Below are 16,482 nucleotides of genomic sequence, written 5' to 3'. Positions count from 1 at the left end.
AAATAATTTTTGCTTTCTTATTCTACCACGGAAAGGCATTAAAAAAAACCGGTCAACCTGCATCCAGGCCAATCGGCAGTTTCTTTTTCAGCAGCCACCACGCGCCTAGTTCGAGCGGCAGCAAAATGAAAGCGGTACGCAGCAAAATCGCGACCACCAGCGCGCTGAACATCGACTCGGGACAAATGACGATCATGAAATCGGTCGCCGGATCGAGCAGCCACAAGTCGTTTGTAAAAAACAACGTGTGAAACCGCGTCCAAAAATCCGTAAAGTCGGTGGCGATCCACAAACCAAGCCACACCAGCACGATCCCAAAACAAAGCGAGGCCGTCAACAGACCCGCGCACGCGTTGGCCAGCAGCCGCTTTGGATCCTTCGCGATCCACGCCATGCCAAACAACGTCAGCACCATGCCCGCCACCGCCGCGCCCAAAACAGTCATCGCTCTTTCATACAGGAGGCGCACATCCGCCATATGCGCCTTCTCCTTGGCGTTGTACACAGGCACCGTTCGACCCTCGCGCACGATCGTCTCATTCAGATCGGCCCGCTTTCCTTGCACAAAGTCGAGCATGACCTGCATGCTTTTTGTCAAGTCCGCTTCGGACACGCCGATTTGCGACGCCAGCCTCGTCTTTTCGTAATACGCCTCGTAAAACGAACGGTCGAACGCTTGCAGGCGCACCGAGCCAAGCACGACGCTCACCAGCACGCACCAGCCAAATAAAAACCGCAGCGCCTTCATCATTCGACGGCGACGAGCTCCGCTTTTTCCACCACGTCGAGCGAATTGATCAAAACGAGCAAATCGTCGGTGCTGTTCGCCAAGTCGGTGATGTCGATCGTCAGCGTGACCGAGGCGATCCCGTTGATTGGAATCGACTGGTTGAGCGCGATAATGTTCACCTTCTGGCTCGAAAGCATGCTCAAAACGCTCGACAGCGATCCCGTTTCGTTTTTCAAAATAATCGTGAAAATCGCCTTTCGCTTCGACGAGTCCTGATTGAAGGAAAACACCGCGTCTTTATACTTATAAAACGTTCCCCGGCTGATGCCCACTTTTTTCACCGCTTCCGAAATGCGGCGCGCCTGTCCGCTTTGCAGCAGCGTTTGCGCCTCCATCACCTTGTCGAGCACTTCGGGAAGAATCTCGCTCGACACCACGTAGTATTTACTCATACCTCACGTCCGCTCCTTTCCTCGCGATTCGCACTTTCCGGCACGCCAAGTCCGAAAGGTCGTTTCGAAGCGCGTCCAGTCTGGATTCCTCCAGCGCCAAGACGATCATCGTCGAGCCGCTTCCCGAAATCCACAACGGCAGATTTCGCGCCGCGCAAGCTCGCTTCACCCGCTCGTATTCGGGAATGAGCCGCTTTCGATACGGCTCGTGGAGCGCGTCCACGCTGCACGCTTGCAGCACCCGCTCGTCGCCTTCGCGAAGCGCCACCTCCATCAGCAAAGCGTTGGCCACCTGTTCCTTGGCTTGCTGGAAAGACAAGGCTGCCGGCAGCACCTTGCGCGCCTCCTTAGTCGAAACGGTTTGCTCGGGCACCACGACGAGCGCTTTCCAGGGCGCGGTTTCCAGCGTTTTCGAAACGACCTCGCCTTCCTGCATCGTGCTGACGGCCACGCCGCCAAACAGCGCGGGCGCCACGTTGTCCGGATGGCCTTCCATTTCCGTCGCGAGCGCGAGCAGCGCCTCTTTCGAAAGAGGCGAGCCAAACCAGGCGTTGGCCCCTTCCAGCCCCGCGACAACGCACGTCGCCGAGCTGCCAAGTCCTCGCGCGAACGGAATGTCCGAGTCGATTTTCAGCGCAAACGGCGGGCGCGGGCGGCCAAGCGCCTGGCACACCCGGTCGAACGCCTGCACGACGAGGTTGTCCTCGGTTTGGTAGGCGGGTGGGCAGCCTTCGATCGTCAACGTTTCGCTGGAAGAAAACGTGAACGTTCCAAACCAGTCCACCGCCATGCCCATGCAGTCGAATCCGACGCAGCAGTTGGCGCTCGTCGCCGGCACCCGCACGACGATCATAGCAGCGCCTCCAGTCCCTGGCGAACGACTTCTTTCATTTGCCCGACCTCGATGACGTCGCGGTGGCGGATCGGCTTCGTTTCCAGCGCGGCCAGCGGCGCCGGAATGGCGTCCTGGCACACGGCTTCCAGCTTGCGCAGCGCGTCCCATTCATCGGCGGAAGCCGTTCCCAAAGCGTCGAGCACATCCATGCTGAACTTGTAAGGCGAGGCGGTCGCCAGCGCCACAACCGGTCTTTCCGGATGGGACTGGGCCACCCGGTACCCGATCGCGGTGTGCGGATCGAGCACGATGCCCGTCGCCTCGTAAACGGACTGGATCGTTTCTTTCGTTTGCTCGTCGGTGACAAAGTCGCCATCAAAAAGCGAGCGGATGCGCGCCAGCGTGGCGTCGTCCACGGTGTAGCGGCCCTGCGTCTTCAACTCGTCCATCCAGCGCGCGACTTTCGCGCTGTCCTTTCCGGTCATATAATACAAAAGCCGTTCCAGATTGGAGGAAACCAAAATGTCCATGCTTGGAGAAATCGTCTGGACGAACGCCCGGTTTTTGTCGTAGACACCCGTTTTCAAAAAGTCCGTCAGCACTTTGTTGGAGTTGCTGGCCACGTAGAACTTTTCCACAGGCAGTCCCATCATCGAAGCGTAGTATCCGGCCAGCACATCCCCGAAGTTGCCCGTCGGCACGCTGAACGACACCTTATCGCCAAGCGCGACAACGCCTTCGCGAACAAGGTCTTTGTACGCTTCGAAATAATAGACGATTTGCGGCACGAGCCGGCCGACGTTGATGGAGTTGGCGCTCGTGAGCATGACGCCCTGTCGGGCCGCCTCGGCGTTTAGCTCCTCGTCCATGAACAGCTCCTTCACCTTGGTTTGGGCGTCGTCGAAGTTGCCTTCGATGGCGAACACCTTGACGTTGTTTCCTTCCTGGGTCGCCATTTGCCGGTACTGCATCGCACTCACTTTGTTGTGGGGATAAAACACCTCGATCGCGATGTTGTCCACGTCCTGAAATCCCGCCATCGCGGCTTTGCCGGTATCGCCGCTGGTCGCCGTCATGATCATCGCCTTTTGCCCGGTCGTCTTGAGCGCCGTGCTCATCAGCTGGGGAAGCAAAGTCAAGGCGACGTCCTTGAAGGCGCTGGTCGGACCATGGAACAGTTCGAGGACGTGAATATCGCCCACCGCGCGCAGCGGGGTGATCGCCGGGGAGGCGAACGAGTTTTTATAGGCGTTGTCCACGCACGCGCGCAGCTCCGCTTCGGAATAGTCGCCCAGCAGCGCGTTCAAAATATATACGGCGTTGTCCAAGTACCCGTTGTCCACGATTTTTTCCAGATCGACGCGCACTTTGTCGACGTCGGGCCACACAAACAGCCCTCCATCGGGCGCGATACCTTTTAAAATCGCCTGTTTCGCGCTCACGGCGCATTTTGGATCTCTTGTCGATACGTATTGATTTTCCATCTCAAATCCTGCCCATTCGAAGCGCTGAAAGGGGAATCGAATGCGGCTTTATCCTTTCTGTGTTCGGAAATTCCGTCCCGATTCGAAGAAAGACGGGATCCGGTTCAGCGGCCGGCGCGTTTCAGAACTTCCGTTTGTCTAAGATTGCTCCTTGAAAAACAACAACTCCTATGATACAATGTCCGCGTTTTAAATACAAGTGTTTTCTGACAAGAAACAAGGAGGGTTTGTATGAACGCAGTCTTACTTGGATACGGCACCGTGGGAAAAGGTGTCGAAGTCCTTTGCCGCAACGTGGACGACTTGCATCTTTCGCAAGTTTTCGTCCTTCCCCAGTTTGAAGATCTCCCCTACTTTTCCAACGACGGAATCGGGATGGTCACCCGCGACGACGTGGATATCGTATTCGAATGCTTGAGCGGCACGGAGCCGGCCAACACGTTGATTACCGCAGCGTTGGAACACGGTAAGCACGTCATCACGTCGAACAAAGCCGTCGTTTCCCCGAATTTGGAGCGCTATATCCAGCTGGCCCAAAAACACGGCGGCTCGATTCAGATCGAGGCCAGCGTGGCGGGCGGCATTCCGTTTCTGGACGCGATCCTGAAACTGCAAAAGCTCGAGGACATCGACGGCTACGAGGGCATTTTCAACGGAACGAGCAACTACATTCTCGACCAGATGCAGACGAAAGGTCTTGATTTGGCGACCGCGCTCGAGCAGGCGCAGGCGATGGGCTACGCGGAAGCGGACCCGACCAACGACATCGAGGGCATCGACGTCTACTATAAAGCCAACATCACGAACATGCTGGCGTACCAGACGAAAAACGACGCGATCCTGCCGCCGCTTGGCATTTCCAAGCTGAACACGAAGGACATCGAGCTGGCGAAGAAAACCGGCAAAGTCATCCGGCACATCGCGCGATCGGTGCAAAAAGACGGAGCGTTCGCCACGCTGATCGCGCCGGCCTTTCTGGAACCGGACAACTATTTGGCCAACGTGCCTTCCAACTACAACGCACAGCTGCTGTTCGCCAAGTCGTTCGACCAGCTTGGCTATTTCGGCCAGGGCGCCGGCCGCATGGCGACGGCCCAGGCGATGCTGGCCAACGCGCTGGACACGCTGGCCGGCACGGAACGGCGGATTGATTTAAAATTTTCAAAGCGCGTCGACAACGACTTGCTTCGGGAGGACTGGATCGTGCGCAGCGAGACGGATTTGAGCGCGCTCGAACCCAAACGCCACGAAGACGGCTACTGGATGTTTGAAGGTCGCGGCGGCGATTTGATCGCTGGCGTGCGCGCCATCGACCCGGACGCCATGATCGCTTTGTGGAAGTAGAGAAAGGATACGAGTGAGCCTATGTTGAAAATTACGAAATTCGGCGGATCGTCCGTCGCGGACGCCCGCCAGTTTTCAAAAGTCAAATCCATTATCGAAGCCGATCCGGACCGGAAATACGTGGTCGTGAGCGCGCCGGGAAGGCGGTTCCACTCCGACTCGAAACTGACGGACCTGCTGTACTTGCTTGACGCCCACCGCCAGTACCACGTGGACGCAAGCAACGTGTTCGCCATGATCAAGGAGCGCTTTTTGGAAATCAAAACCGAGCTGGATCTAAAACAGCCCATCGAAAAGGAGCTGGACTTGTTTTACACGAATCTCAACACGATGACCCAGGCGGAAATCGTGTCGCGCGGCGAGTATTTTTGCGCCAAGCTCATGGCCGAGTATCTTGGCTTTCCGTTCGTGGACGCCAAGGACGTCATCCGGTTCCGGCTGGACAAGACGATCGACTGGGAGGCGACGAAATCGAAGCTGATCGCCAAGACGGCGCAGCATTCCAACTTTGTCATGCCGGGCTTTTACGGCGCGACAAGCCACGACCAGGTGCAGGTGTTCAGCCGGGGCGGCGGCGACATTTCGGGCGCGATCCTGGCCCGCTGCATCGAGGCCGACGTGTATGAAAACTGGACGGATGTTTCCGGTTTCCTCATGGCCGATCCGACCGTCGTGAAAAACCCGGAGCCAATCACCCACATTTCGTACTCGGAGCTGCGCGAGCTGTCGTACATGGGCGCCAGCGTCCTGCACGAGGAGGCGATTTTCCCGGTCAAGGAAAAAAACATTCCAATCCACATTTTGAACACGAACCGCCCGCAGGACGCGGGAACGATCATTCAGGAGCGAACCGCCAAAACGTCGCCGTACGCGATTACCGGCATTGCCGGCAAGGCGGGCTTCATGTCGATTTACATTTATAAAAAGCACATGTCCAACGAGGTCGGCTACATGCGCAAGGTGCTCTCCATTTTGGAAGACTACAACGTGAGCATCGAGCACATTCCTTCGGGCATCGACTCGTTCACCATCGTCATTCAGGAAAAGGACATCGAGGATAGGCTGTATGAAATGCTCGCCCGCATTAAAAAGGAACTGCGTCCCGACGAGATTCGCACCCAAAACAAAATCGCCCTCATCTCGACGGTGGGCAAAAACATGTCCTCGCGTCCGGGCGTGAGCGGAAGATTGTTCGGAGCGCTGGGCATGAACAACATCAATATCGTCATGATCGCCCAGGGCAGCGACGAAATCAACATCACGGTCGGTGTCAACGAGAACGATTTTAAGAAAACGGTGCGCGTCATTTACGACACGTTCGTCACAGAGGAGGAAAAACGATGAAGAAAACGGTAGCGATCGCGGGAGCGACCGGCGCGGTCGGGCAGCAAATGCTCGAGTGCCTGAAAGAAAGAAACATGGACGTCGACGTCAAACTGCTGGCCAGCGCCCGCTCCAAGGGAAAAGTCATCGACGGCTATGTCGTGGAGGAGCTGACGCCGGAATCTTTTCAAGGCGTGGACTATGTGCTGGGCGCGTGTGAAAACGACGTCACGAAAAGGTGGATGCCGTGGGCGATGGAGGCCGGATGCGTCGTGGTCGACAACTCGAGCGCGTACCGCCTCGACGACAACGTACCCCTTGTCGTGCCGGAAATCAACGCCGACGATATCGCCAAAAACAACGGCATCATCGCCAACCCGAACTGCTCGACGATCATCGCCCTGGTGGCGTGCGACGCGCTGAAAAAGGAGTTTGGCATCCGCCGCATGGTCGTCACGACGATGCAGGCCGTCTCGGGCGCGGGCGTGAAAGGCATCGCCGATCTGGAAAACCAGATCCAGGACGAAAACGCCCCGAAAACCGCGTTCCCGTACCAGATCGCGTACAACCTCATTCCGCAAATCGGCGACTTCGACGAGCTGGGCATTTCCAAGGAAGAGTGGAAAATGCAAAACGAAGGCCGCAAGATTTGGCACGACGACGACTTGCTCGTCAACTGCACGTGTGTGCGCGTGCCGGTGCTGCGCAGCCATTCGGAAAGCATCCTGCTCGAATGCGACAAGGAAGTCGATGTTGAAAAGGCAAAAGACGTCCTGAGCAACGCGCTGGGCGTCCAGCTCAAGGACGATCCGCAAAACAAGGTGTATCCAATGCCGCTGGATACGACCAACCAGGACGACGTGTTTGTCGGCCGCATCCGGAAGGATCTCACCGATCCAACCGGAAAGACGTTGTCGTTGTTTTGCTGCGGAGACCAGATCCGCAAAGGCGCCGCGACCAACGCGGTGCAAATCCTTGAAAAACTGCTTGCACAAACCGAACAATAAAAAAAGACCGGGACGTCATCCTTCACACGATGACTTCCCGGTCCTTTTTTATCCAGTCATTTCACGGCGATCACGTCGCCATGGCGAACGTCCTGTTCAAAAACGGCTTCCACTTCCTCTTTGACATCTTCCGGCAGCGCCAGCGGCTCGAAGTCGATCGTTCCCCGCTCTTGCGTCTTTCCTTGTTTTCCGTTAATCAACGCGTCGAACGCGATGGATCTCATCAACCCCTCACGGGCATCGAGCGTATACGTCACGGACACCGGAACGAACCGGCTTGTCGAGAACCGTTCCATCCGTTCCGTCAGGCTCATGGCGTTCAGCTGGGCTTGGGTGTAGGCCGCTTTTTCACGCCGCAGCCGTCTTTGCGTCCAGTGCTCAGGATCGCGCAGTTCCCCAATCGTTTGGCTTCCTTCTGTGCGCCACGAAAACGCGGGACTCAGTTCTATATTTCCTCTCATATCCTGCTCGAACATTTCCCAGCACGTCTGGAAAACGGGCGCGAAAAAGAAATCCGTTTTCGCAATCTCGGCTTCCTCGATCAATTTGACCTTTCCTTTCGCGTCCAGGCGAATGACTTTTTCTGTATTGTCATGAAAGCGGGACAGCTCGATTTGCGTCGTTTCCCCGTCTTTTTCCAGACGCTCCACGCGGTAAAGACGATCCCCGTCGGTCCATACGGAAGCCGTTTGGACGTCCCGATCGTCCACATCCGTTTGCGTCCATCGGGTATGGGCGGTGTACCCGCCTTGTTTCTCCCACGCCATCAGGGCGCCGGCACCGGTTCGGTCCGGAAAAAGCGTCGAGACGGCCATCGCGAATCCGGCGACCAGCAGCACGAGCGCCAGTCCTTTTCCCAGCGTGTCCGTCCAGCCGGAACGCTCCATCAACCCCCATTTTTTGAACAAGGACGCCAGTTTATGCAGCTCGGATGAGGAGCCGCACACATAAAGGTCGCCCGGCTCGTCCGTGCCTTCCAAAAGCAGCCATTTCCCGTTTTGCCGAAACGCGCCAAACCGCGATAGCGACTGCGTCACGCGCTTTTCCGGTTGATTTTCAAGCGTCAGCACCGAGCGCACCTCGTCGTTTTCGATCGTCACCTCGACATGGCCGTTTCCCTGGATTTCCTTTGCGGCCTGCTTGCCAATGGCGACAACGTTCCAGATGATGAGCCCGAGTCCGCAAAGCAGGCAAAGAATCTTAAGCCATGCAGCTTTCACATACCACGCCAGTCCAAACAAAACCAGCGGAAAGAGCGCGCTGGCGAAAACGGCCTGGACGGGCACGCGCCGCCAAAACATCGCTTCGGCCCATCGTTTGTCGATGGCGTATTCGCATTGAAACTTTTCGTTCATGCTCTCACCTTCTTCGAATCCCCGCTTGTTCAAGAAAAGCGATCAAATCCATCTTTTCCTTTTTCGACAAGGAGCCGGTGTAAAACACGAACGGCTTCTCCTTGTCGAGCAGTTCGAGAAAATACGGATGGTCGATGTAGCGCTGAAAGGCACGCAACGGAAAGCTTTCCGTCACATCTTTCCCGTCCCGTTTCTTTTCGATACGAAGCCCGTTTTCGTCGATTTGAAAAACAAGCCGCATCCCGGGCTCGCCCATGTCGTCGAGCTTTTTTACCACTTCACAAGCGGGGCGCACAAACCGGTACAAGCCCCAGCTTAAAAAGACGATCCCGACAACGAGCAGAAAACAGCCGATGGCGACGTTGCTGTCGAGCGGCCAAGAAACGTGTCGATGCTTAAAACCCAAAAACAAAACGGAAAGAAGCCAATGGTAATCCATTCGGCGGGCGTGATGCGGCGCAGCGCTTGCGTGAGTGTTCCTTCCTTTGAAAGCGTGCATGTCGTTTGAAATTTCATCGTTTTCCTCTTTCATTTAAATTCAATCGTCTGGTCGAACGCGTCGATGACGCGCGGTTTGTGGGAAATCATCACCACGGCCGCGTCGATGGAGCGGATCGTCGCCAAAATGGCGGCTTCGCTCTCCTCGTCCAGTGCCGACGTGATTTCGTCAAACAAGTACACGTCGGCTTTTTTGAGCAGCGCTCTGGCGATCGCGATGCGTTGCAACTGGCCTTCGGACACGTTTTGTTTTCCAAGACCATCCAAATGCGTGTCGTAGCCGTCGGGCAGCCGGACAATGAAATCGTGGATGTTCGCCTTTTGGGCGGCTTCGACCATGTCCTGTTCGCTCGCGTCAGGATTTCCCATGTGGATGTTTTCCCGGATGCTTCCTAAAAACAGCGACGGGGTTTGCGGCACATACGCGACGCGAAGCCCTTCCTTGCGCCGCACCGCGCCTTTTTGAGGCGTGTACAGGCCAGCAAGGATTTTCAGGAAGGTCGACTTTCCGCCGCCGCTTGGTCCGGCGAACAGGAGTTTCTCTCCTTCGTGAAGCGTCAGGCTCCGGTCCTGAATGACGTCTTTTTGCCCGTCGTATGTGTAAAAGACGTGGGACGCCTGGATGAGCGTGTCGGCCGGCAAGTCTTCGGGATTTCTTTTTGTCCCGCTTTCCGCCTTTTCATTCGAATACAGCCGGGTATAGGACACGCTGGCGCGCGACAAGCCGGCAAGCAAGCGGGACAGTTCGTTGAACGGCCAGCTCAATTCCATCGACAGCGAAATGAAGCCGACGAACACGCCAATCGTGATGACGTGTCTGGCGATCAGATAGATGCCCGCGATCATCCACATCGCGTTGACGCAATAGCCGATGCCGACGCTGACGGAATTCATCATTTCCTCTTTTTTCCGGTTAGCGATGGCGTGGCGGCGATACGTTTCCACGCGTTCGTCAAATCCTTCGGCCACGTGGTTTTCGGCGCGAAACGATTTGATCATCGGCACTTCGTCGAGTACGGACGAGGCGTAGTCGCGCACGCCGGCGTCGCTGGCCTGCTTGTTTTCCTGCGTCTTTTCAATGTGCTTTAAAAATAAGGCGGGCAAAAAACACGCGATGGACGAGGCGGCTAAAATGATCAGCGTGAAGACGACAGAGTTCAAAAAGCCGTACACGAGCGCGAGGCTAAACTGGAACACGCCCAAAATCAACAAGGAAACCGTCCCGGGATACGTGTCGGCTAACAGCGGGCTGTCATTGAACAGCTTCGTCAAAAACTCGCCTTTGGCCCGTTTTTCATACGCAGAAAACGGCAGGGCGTCGAGGTGGTCGATTTGCTCGCGTTGCAGTGTGTAAGCGCATTGTTCCTTGTATGTTTTCCGGAATACGAAAAACTCGTAAAACGCGAAGTTGCTCACAAAGACGGTGGCGATGGCGAACGCGACATAGGGCGCGATGGATTTCAGATCGCCTTTTTGCAAGCATTCGATGATATCCTGATACGTGAACGCGAGCACGAATTTCATGCCGATATACACGAACGAGCACACTGTGGCCCGGACCAGCCCTTTCGAGGGCAGCGTTTTGCGGATGACGGCTTTATACAGAGGCGCTTTCATACAGCGTGCCTCCCTTCAGCGTGTACACGTGCGTCGCGATGGACAGCGATTGCGTTTCGTGCGAAATGATAAGATATCCGCGGTCCGTGTCGGCTTGCAGGATATGGGCCAGCCGGGCGATGTTGTCCGGATCGAGCGCGGAAAACGGCTCGTCCATGACGACAAGGCGGGCGTTTGCGGCCATCGCCCGGGCGATGGCGAGGCGCTGCGCCTGCCCTTCGGAAAAGTCGTGGTCGACGCCGACGATCGTGTCGTATTTTTTCGGCAGCGATTGAATGACGGTGTCCATGTTGACCCGGGCGCAAAGCGAATCGAGTTCTTTTTCATCGAGCGAACGGCCCAGGCAAAGGTTGTCCCGGATTGTCGTGTGCAGCAGGGATCGGCCCTGGGGCACGTACGCGACGGCCTGGCGCAAGGTGGGGCCTTCAAGATTGGCCAGGCGAATCGTGCCGGTATCGGGCGCGTACAACGACAACACGAGTTTCATGAGCGTGCTCTTGCCGCTTCCGCTCGGGCCGACGATGTAGTTGATGGCTTTGGCGTCTAGCGTGGCGTCGAGGTTTTGAAACAGCGGTTGGGCGTTGGAATAGGAGAACGAAACGTGGTCGAGAACGAGCGTGTCGGGGCGTTTCAATGAAACGGTTTGTCCGCCTTGTTCCTGCGGCCAGTCCATGATTTCCTGGACGCGTTCGAGCGAGGCGCTTTGCATCGAAAGCCCGCCCAGCATGTTGGGCAGATCGGCGACGGAATACGCGATCGTGCCGATGGTGACGTTCCAGATCCCGATGAGCGTGCCGATGGCAAGACTGCCTTGCGCGACGTAAAACACGCCAATGAGCAAGTTGAAAATTTCGAGCAGCCGCACACCCGCTTCGGTGAGCGACACCATCCTGCCCATCGCTTTCGCGTTGCGGACCGCGTTTTCATACTTTTTCGCAAACAGACGCTGATGTTTTTGGGAAAGCGGCTGGAACAGAGCGAACAACCGGGTGACGGCGTTATTGTCGTAAAGATTTTCAGCAAAACTTTTGATGCTCGACTCCGCTTCCTGCATGCGCGTAAAGGACGTGTGCACCTGCCTGGCGCACCGCTGGTTCACGAAGTAAAAAAACGGCACCCAAAGCAGCGTGAACAAGCCCATTTGAAGATTGTAGTAGAGGACGTAGCCCAATCCGAACACGATCGAAAGCGCGATTTGGATCGCGGGCAGCATATTGACGACGACCATTTGGGAAATCTGGTCGCAATCGTCGAACAAGCGCGTGAGCAAATCCCCTTTCTCGTACCGTTCAAACGTCGAATACGGCGCTTTCAGCACCCGCTCCATCCCTCGTTTCCTGTTCGTTTGCGCGATGCTTTGCACGACCTTTTCCTGAAACACGCCAAACAAATACCCGGCAACCGCGTAGCCGCCGCTGGCCGCGCAAAACAACAGCGTGTAGCCGATAAACCTTGAATCCACAAAACCGCCGGTCACCATGTTGATGCCTGTTTGCACAAACATCGAAAACAAAATATTAAAAAACGCCAAATACATCATTGTGCCGATCAATACGACGTATTGACCGATTGGCGCTCGTGAAAAATAGAGGATTTCCTTCCAACGGGACATCGCTCTCATACCATGCACCTACCTTTCTGATTCCAACAAAAAAGTGATCCAAACACCGTCCTGTTCACACCAGAAAAGACTGGATGAAAAGCGTTTTCCCGCTCATAATGACAAATGCCGGATCGTTAGAAAAACAGTACCATTTCCTTTATCCTCCTCTTTACGAATCAATTCAGCGAATTGATATTATTTATACATCAAACTATATCAAAATTTCATGCCCATAAAAACCCTTTTAACCAAAAAAGTAGAAAACTATCTCAAAAAGAGAATAATTTATTTCAGCATTTTGAACAAAAACAATAAAAATCAAATAGCGGCGGATTGTCGTTGTAAACAATTTCACCGCTATTTGTAGAGAGAGTCAAGTTATGCTGTTTTTTCAATTTTATAGAGAAAGTTTTGATTTATTTTTCCACTTTTCATATAGAAAGTAAATCCCAACAACAATAAGTTGCACAAAATACGTAAGAGGTTTGATTCTAAAAAACAGCAAGCAAAACAAATCATAGACGATCAAACAGCCAATCAGAACATAAACGGGCTGAAGCAATTTACGCTTCGATTGATTCTGTTTCATCAATACTCGCTGAGCAAGGCTAAAAATCAATAGTCCTAAAAACAAATACGCATTGTATCTCCAACTATTTGGATTCGTATTTGAAAACACATCCATATTGCAGATTGGAACAGTTAGAACCCCGAATAACAGAAATAAGATATTCATTTTCGCTTTAATATGGACACACATTTACCCGTGTGAGTTGCGCACAATACATACCCGCTGGGGCTGGAGAACAAATAGCGATAGAGCCTGCATAACATACCAAACTGGATACAATTGCCGAAGTCCAAGCAAGTACAACACTACAAGCAGCTCCTACTGCAATTTCACAACCTACCCATCCATGCTCCGTTGCTCTCGCTTCATATCTAGCGCAACGCATCGTATAGCAATCCACATTAGACCGTGTCACGTATGTTTGCACTGTATTTTTCACATAATCATTTAACACTAGATTGCCTGTCTTTTCACTAAGTTCTGTGCCAAAAACCTCTTCTACTTCGTATTCACGATTTACTTCAAAGATCAGTGTCCCAACTACTTGACCATTATCATTTTTATGAATGTATGAAACAGTAAAATATGAATCCGCAGTATCGTTTTTATAGATATTAATACGATCACTACTTTCAATAAATTTAGCATGTTCTGCATAGAATGAACTATTTTGCACGCTGTTCATAACTAAGTCTTTTTCATTATCAGAATAATCCAGAAGATTCTCTAGAGTTTTCTGAACTTGTTCGTCGTTTTCGTCAATGCCACAAGTTGTACATCCAGTATTCTCTTCCGCATATGTCGGAATCATTGTTGCACAAAATACGAAACACACCATGATGATAGATAAACATTTCTTTAACATACATATCCTCCTTCTTAAAAATGTTTAATTACCCTCTGAATAATAGATGTTTTTAAGCATCTATTACTGCCTACTTTTGATTTGCATCTACAAATTCTTTGATTGAAGTATAATCGTTCTCCCCTTCAAACCTTATATGTTGATTATCCTTTGTTATATAAAGAAATGTTGGAACATAATATACTTCATAAAGATCACGAATATCGTCTTTCTCTTCTTGTGTAAGTTTGTTCGTGTCGACATAGAAAACCAGTAGATTTCCATCTTCATCAAAAATCTTATTCAAGCCTTCATAGAAATCAACACAATGCGGGCAATCTTCCCTCGAAAAAACAAGGAAATTATTTGAAAGATCTTCCTCTTTCAACTCCTGATAGGTCAATTCAATTAGACCTGTTTGTCGTTCAATTTCAGAATGTCTCGCAAAGACATATGTACTCAACAGCAAACACAACACGAAGACGAACGGAACTACCTTTTTAAACTTTTTCATTTTCTCACCTCCAATCTTTCAGTTCCATTTGCTCATTTACCTACTTTTTCATCGCCATAAGGTGAACTTACCTTCCAGCAATCATCTACCTTATGGTGCTCAGGACAGTAGTGGGGCAAGAGGAGTACACCACCAACAAATACCGCTGCAATTAGCCTTAAAAATTTCTTTTTCATAACATTTTATCCTTTCTTTGTTATGAATATGATAGAATTTACGCAAAAGAAAGGGAATGAATTAGTTTCGAAATTCAAAAATTTTAAAATGAGGTTTTTTAAAGAAAATAAACAAGAAAAATACGATAAAGAACGCTTTTATGGCGCTTATATTCATGATTTAAGAAGATATTATGAGATTTCCCAAAAAGATTTAGCGAAAGCGCTTCACATGAGTGCGCCTGCCCTGTCAAAAATGGAGTCCGGACAACAAAATATGGATTATGGAACATTTCGACAATGTATCAACTACTTTAATAAAGTTGATCCTGATTATGATTTCAATGAAAATATTTCGAAATTATCCGAAGCGGAACAATGGATCAATTTCTGTTTACAAGGATTTATCAATCTTTCCTACTTTGACAGACTCGATGAAATCAAAGCCTATTTAAATCAGGAGGAAAACAAGCACTCTTCCGCCTATTTTCTCTATAAAATCGTGGAGGCTTTTTACAATTTATTCAACGAAAAAGGCACAATGAAGGATATTGAAAACTTGATAGGAATGCAATATTTTCAAGATGATTATTCTCTGGCGATTTTATATGACTTGTGGGGAATCATCGAAGACTCTACAAATCCGGAAATCATTGAGAATCAGATCGAGATTCTTCATAAAGCTTTGTCCTATGCCCAACGTGCTAACCATACAGGACTGACCGGCTTGATTGAATACCACTTGATTTATCGCTATGACGACTTGAATCAGCCAATTCATGCTTTAGATTTGATTGAATCCTGCAAAAACCATCTCCAAAAAGCGGGCGCGTATCGACGGATTTTGGAGATGCAACTGACAGAAGGCGTTCTATACAAGAAATTGAGAATTTACTCAAAAGCAATGTCTATTTACGAGAATTTGTCCACCAATAAGGATCAAGTCATGGGCAATCGAATCAAAACATCGCTTTATACCAATCTATCATGGTGTTTATTCATGCAGGAAAAGGATGAACAAGCCCTTGCGTACGCGATGCAGGCGCTCTCTTTAGGAAGCACCTTCCCCGACGTTTACATCGTCCTCGTCTTCTCCAACTATCGGCTGCGCCAGTTTGATCTGGCAAGGCAGTACGCGACTGAGTTTCTGGAAAAGAATTTTGAGGAAAAACGCGCTGTTCTGATTGGACTGTTTATGAAGCTCGTGCTGGCTGTGTTGAATCAGGAACCGGACATCGCTTCTTTATCTTATGAAATCACTGCCCTGCTTCCCGACTTTCGGGCGGTTGAACTGGAAATTCCCTTTTACTCTTTGTTGACCGACTACTATAAATCGAAAAATGATTTTTCCGGCGCTCTGGACGCGCAGGACAAGCTCGTTTCCTATTTGAAATTCGACTTTAATTTCCATTAAAAAAGCTGGTTTTGATTCCAGCTTTTTCTACAAAATCGGATCGTTTTTCTCCACTCGCAAAACCGAAGACGGCGCGTCCTTCGTCAGTTGTTCCATCAGTTTTTCGGCTTCCTTCCGGTCCGCAAAGTACGCTTCCGAATTGATTTGAACCGGCTTTTGGGACACATACACATGCTGCATCGAATCGTCATTTAAAACAATGCGCAATCCAACGTACAAGGCCGGGTTGCCCGCGATAGGCATCAACATCGTCACCCCGCTCAACACCTGATGGGTGAACGGCTTCGTCTTGCCTTTGTATTTCGCGTCCTCGTTCAAAATCGTCACCTTTTTAATCGCGTTCAAAGGATACGTCACACCTTCGAGTTCAAAAGAATCGTCATAAATTTTCATGTTTTCGCTCATACCGCTCTCCTTTTCCATTTTCCATACAGGAAATACGCCCCGACCACCACGACTTGCGCCACATACGTAAACCATGCGATTTGGTAAAAAAACAAAGTCGCCACATCATACACAATCAAAGAAACAATGAGTACATAAGGCGTGTAACGGGTCTTGTCGTATTTTCTCAACGCCGCGATTGCCAACACGAGCACCACGATATTCACCATCGGGTAGAGCGCCCGAAGCGTCGTCGAAACCTCCATGCTCCCCCAATTACAAACCAAGATCATCAAAGCACCCGCCACCAAAAATAAAACACTTGTCATGTCGCGTTAACCTCTCTTTCCTT

17 protein-coding genes are annotated in these 16,482 nt (G+C 51.6%); 4 read left to right on the top strand and 13 right to left on the bottom strand.

The window, feature by feature from the left end:
- Nucleotides 1-52: 52 nt before the first annotated feature.
- From ABNS49_RS07820 to thrC, 4 genes are read right to left on the bottom strand one after another with little or no spacing between them, the layout of a single operon-like run.
- A complete protein-coding gene (locus ABNS49_RS07820; RefSeq protein WP_288342256.1) occupies nt 53-751 on the bottom strand; it encodes a TIGR01906 family membrane protein in 699 nt (232 codons plus the stop codon).
- Nucleotides 748-1,182 carry an ACT domain-containing protein gene (locus ABNS49_RS07815; protein ID WP_135979533.1) on the bottom strand — a complete coding sequence of 145 codons (435 nt, stop codon included), beginning with the start codon at nt 1,180-1,182 and terminating at the stop codon, nt 748-750. The genes ABNS49_RS07820 and ABNS49_RS07815 overlap by 4 nt, the downstream gene beginning before the upstream one ends.
- On the bottom strand, nt 1,175-2,035 hold the full coding sequence (gene thrB, locus ABNS49_RS07810) for a homoserine kinase (protein ID WP_288342254.1): 861 nt from the start codon (nt 2,033-2,035) through the stop codon (nt 1,175-1,177). Before thrB ends, ABNS49_RS07815 begins: the two co-directional genes overlap by 8 nt.
- Nucleotides 2,032-3,501, bottom strand: coding sequence for a threonine synthase (gene thrC, locus ABNS49_RS07805; protein WP_288342252.1), 1,470 nt, complete (start codon nt 3,499-3,501; stop codon nt 2,032-2,034). Before thrC ends, thrB begins: the two co-directional genes overlap by 4 nt.
- Before the next feature lie 231 nt (nt 3,502-3,732).
- Between thrC and ABNS49_RS07800 the strand changes: the two genes are divergently transcribed.
- Genes ABNS49_RS07800 through ABNS49_RS07790 form a run of 3 tightly spaced genes read left to right on the top strand, consistent with a single transcriptional unit; the run spans nt 3,733 to nt 7,175 of the window.
- Nucleotides 3,733-4,845, top strand: a complete 1,113-nt coding sequence (locus ABNS49_RS07800) for a homoserine dehydrogenase (protein ID WP_288342250.1) — start codon at nt 3,733-3,735, stop codon at nt 4,843-4,845.
- Between the two features lie 21 nt (nt 4,846-4,866).
- Nucleotides 4,867-6,189, top strand: coding sequence for an aspartate kinase (locus ABNS49_RS07795; protein ID WP_135979537.1), 1,323 nt, complete (start codon nt 4,867-4,869; stop codon nt 6,187-6,189).
- Nucleotides 6,186-7,175, top strand: a complete 990-nt coding sequence (locus ABNS49_RS07790; protein WP_288342247.1) for an aspartate-semialdehyde dehydrogenase — start codon at nt 6,186-6,188, stop codon at nt 7,173-7,175. Before ABNS49_RS07795 ends, ABNS49_RS07790 begins: the two co-directional genes overlap by 4 nt.
- Nucleotides 7,176-7,231: 56 nt before the next feature.
- Here the strand turns inward: ABNS49_RS07790 and ABNS49_RS07785 are convergent, their stop codons facing one another.
- The 7 genes from ABNS49_RS07785 to ABNS49_RS07755 all read right to left on the bottom strand — a co-directional run bounded on the left by ABNS49_RS07785 (nt 7,232) and on the right by ABNS49_RS07755 (nt 14,353).
- Nucleotides 7,232-8,530: a hypothetical protein gene (locus ABNS49_RS07785; RefSeq protein ID WP_288342245.1), complete on the bottom strand. Its 1,299-nt coding sequence runs from the start codon at nt 8,528-8,530 to the stop codon at nt 7,232-7,234.
- 4 nt (nt 8,531-8,534) lie between these two features.
- Entirely contained in the window at nt 8,535-8,969 is a 435-nt protein-coding gene (locus tag ABNS49_RS07780) for a hypothetical protein (RefSeq protein ID WP_288342243.1), read from the bottom strand.
- A gap of 89 nt (nt 8,970-9,058) precedes the next feature.
- Nucleotides 9,059-10,645 (bottom strand): ABC transporter ATP-binding protein, encoded by a 1,587-nt coding sequence (locus tag ABNS49_RS07775; protein WP_288342241.1) that lies wholly within the window; start codon nt 10,643-10,645, stop codon nt 9,059-9,061.
- A complete protein-coding gene (locus ABNS49_RS07770; RefSeq protein ID WP_288342239.1) occupies nt 10,626-12,266 on the bottom strand; it encodes an ABC transporter ATP-binding protein in 1,641 nt (546 codons plus the stop codon). The genes ABNS49_RS07775 and ABNS49_RS07770 overlap by 20 nt, the downstream gene beginning before the upstream one ends.
- Nucleotides 12,267-12,991: 725 nt before the next feature.
- Nucleotides 12,992-13,684 carry a hypothetical protein gene (locus ABNS49_RS07765; RefSeq protein ID WP_288342238.1) on the bottom strand — a complete coding sequence of 231 codons (693 nt, stop codon included), beginning with the start codon at nt 13,682-13,684 and terminating at the stop codon, nt 12,992-12,994.
- Between the two features lie 70 nt (nt 13,685-13,754).
- Nucleotides 13,755-14,177 (bottom strand): thioredoxin family protein, encoded by a 423-nt coding sequence (locus ABNS49_RS07760; protein WP_288342236.1) that lies wholly within the window; start codon nt 14,175-14,177, stop codon nt 13,755-13,757.
- A 32-nt stretch (nt 14,178-14,209) separates the two neighbouring features.
- Nucleotides 14,210-14,353, bottom strand: coding sequence for a hypothetical protein (locus ABNS49_RS07755; RefSeq protein WP_288342234.1), 144 nt, complete (start codon nt 14,351-14,353; stop codon nt 14,210-14,212).
- A 22-nt stretch (nt 14,354-14,375) separates the two neighbouring features.
- On the opposite strand from ABNS49_RS07755, the gene ABNS49_RS07750 reads away from it, so the two are divergent.
- The gene (locus ABNS49_RS07750; protein ID WP_348688155.1) at nt 14,376-15,746 is read left to right on the top strand and encodes a helix-turn-helix transcriptional regulator; all 1,371 of its coding nucleotides are present in this window, start codon (nt 14,376-14,378) and stop codon (nt 15,744-15,746) included.
- 27 nt (nt 15,747-15,773) lie between these two features.
- On the opposite strand, the gene ABNS49_RS07745 is transcribed toward ABNS49_RS07750, so the two are convergent.
- Together ABNS49_RS07745 and ABNS49_RS07740 are read right to left on the bottom strand one after the other, a co-directional pair.
- A complete protein-coding gene (locus ABNS49_RS07745) occupies nt 15,774-16,151 on the bottom strand; it encodes a hypothetical protein (RefSeq protein WP_288342231.1) in 378 nt (125 codons plus the stop codon).
- On the bottom strand, nt 16,148-16,459 hold the full coding sequence (locus tag ABNS49_RS07740; RefSeq protein ID WP_288342229.1) for a hypothetical protein: 312 nt from the start codon (nt 16,457-16,459) through the stop codon (nt 16,148-16,150). The genes ABNS49_RS07745 and ABNS49_RS07740 overlap by 4 nt, the downstream gene beginning before the upstream one ends.
- Nucleotides 16,460-16,482: the final 23 nt, after the last annotated feature.

The organism is uncultured Dubosiella sp., assembly GCF_964018005.1.
GTDB lineage: Bacteria > Bacillota_I > Bacilli_A > Erysipelotrichales > Erysipelotrichaceae > Dubosiella > Dubosiella muris.
Note: the sequence above shows the minus strand (reverse complement) of the source record. Positions and strands in the feature narration are given on the sequence as shown.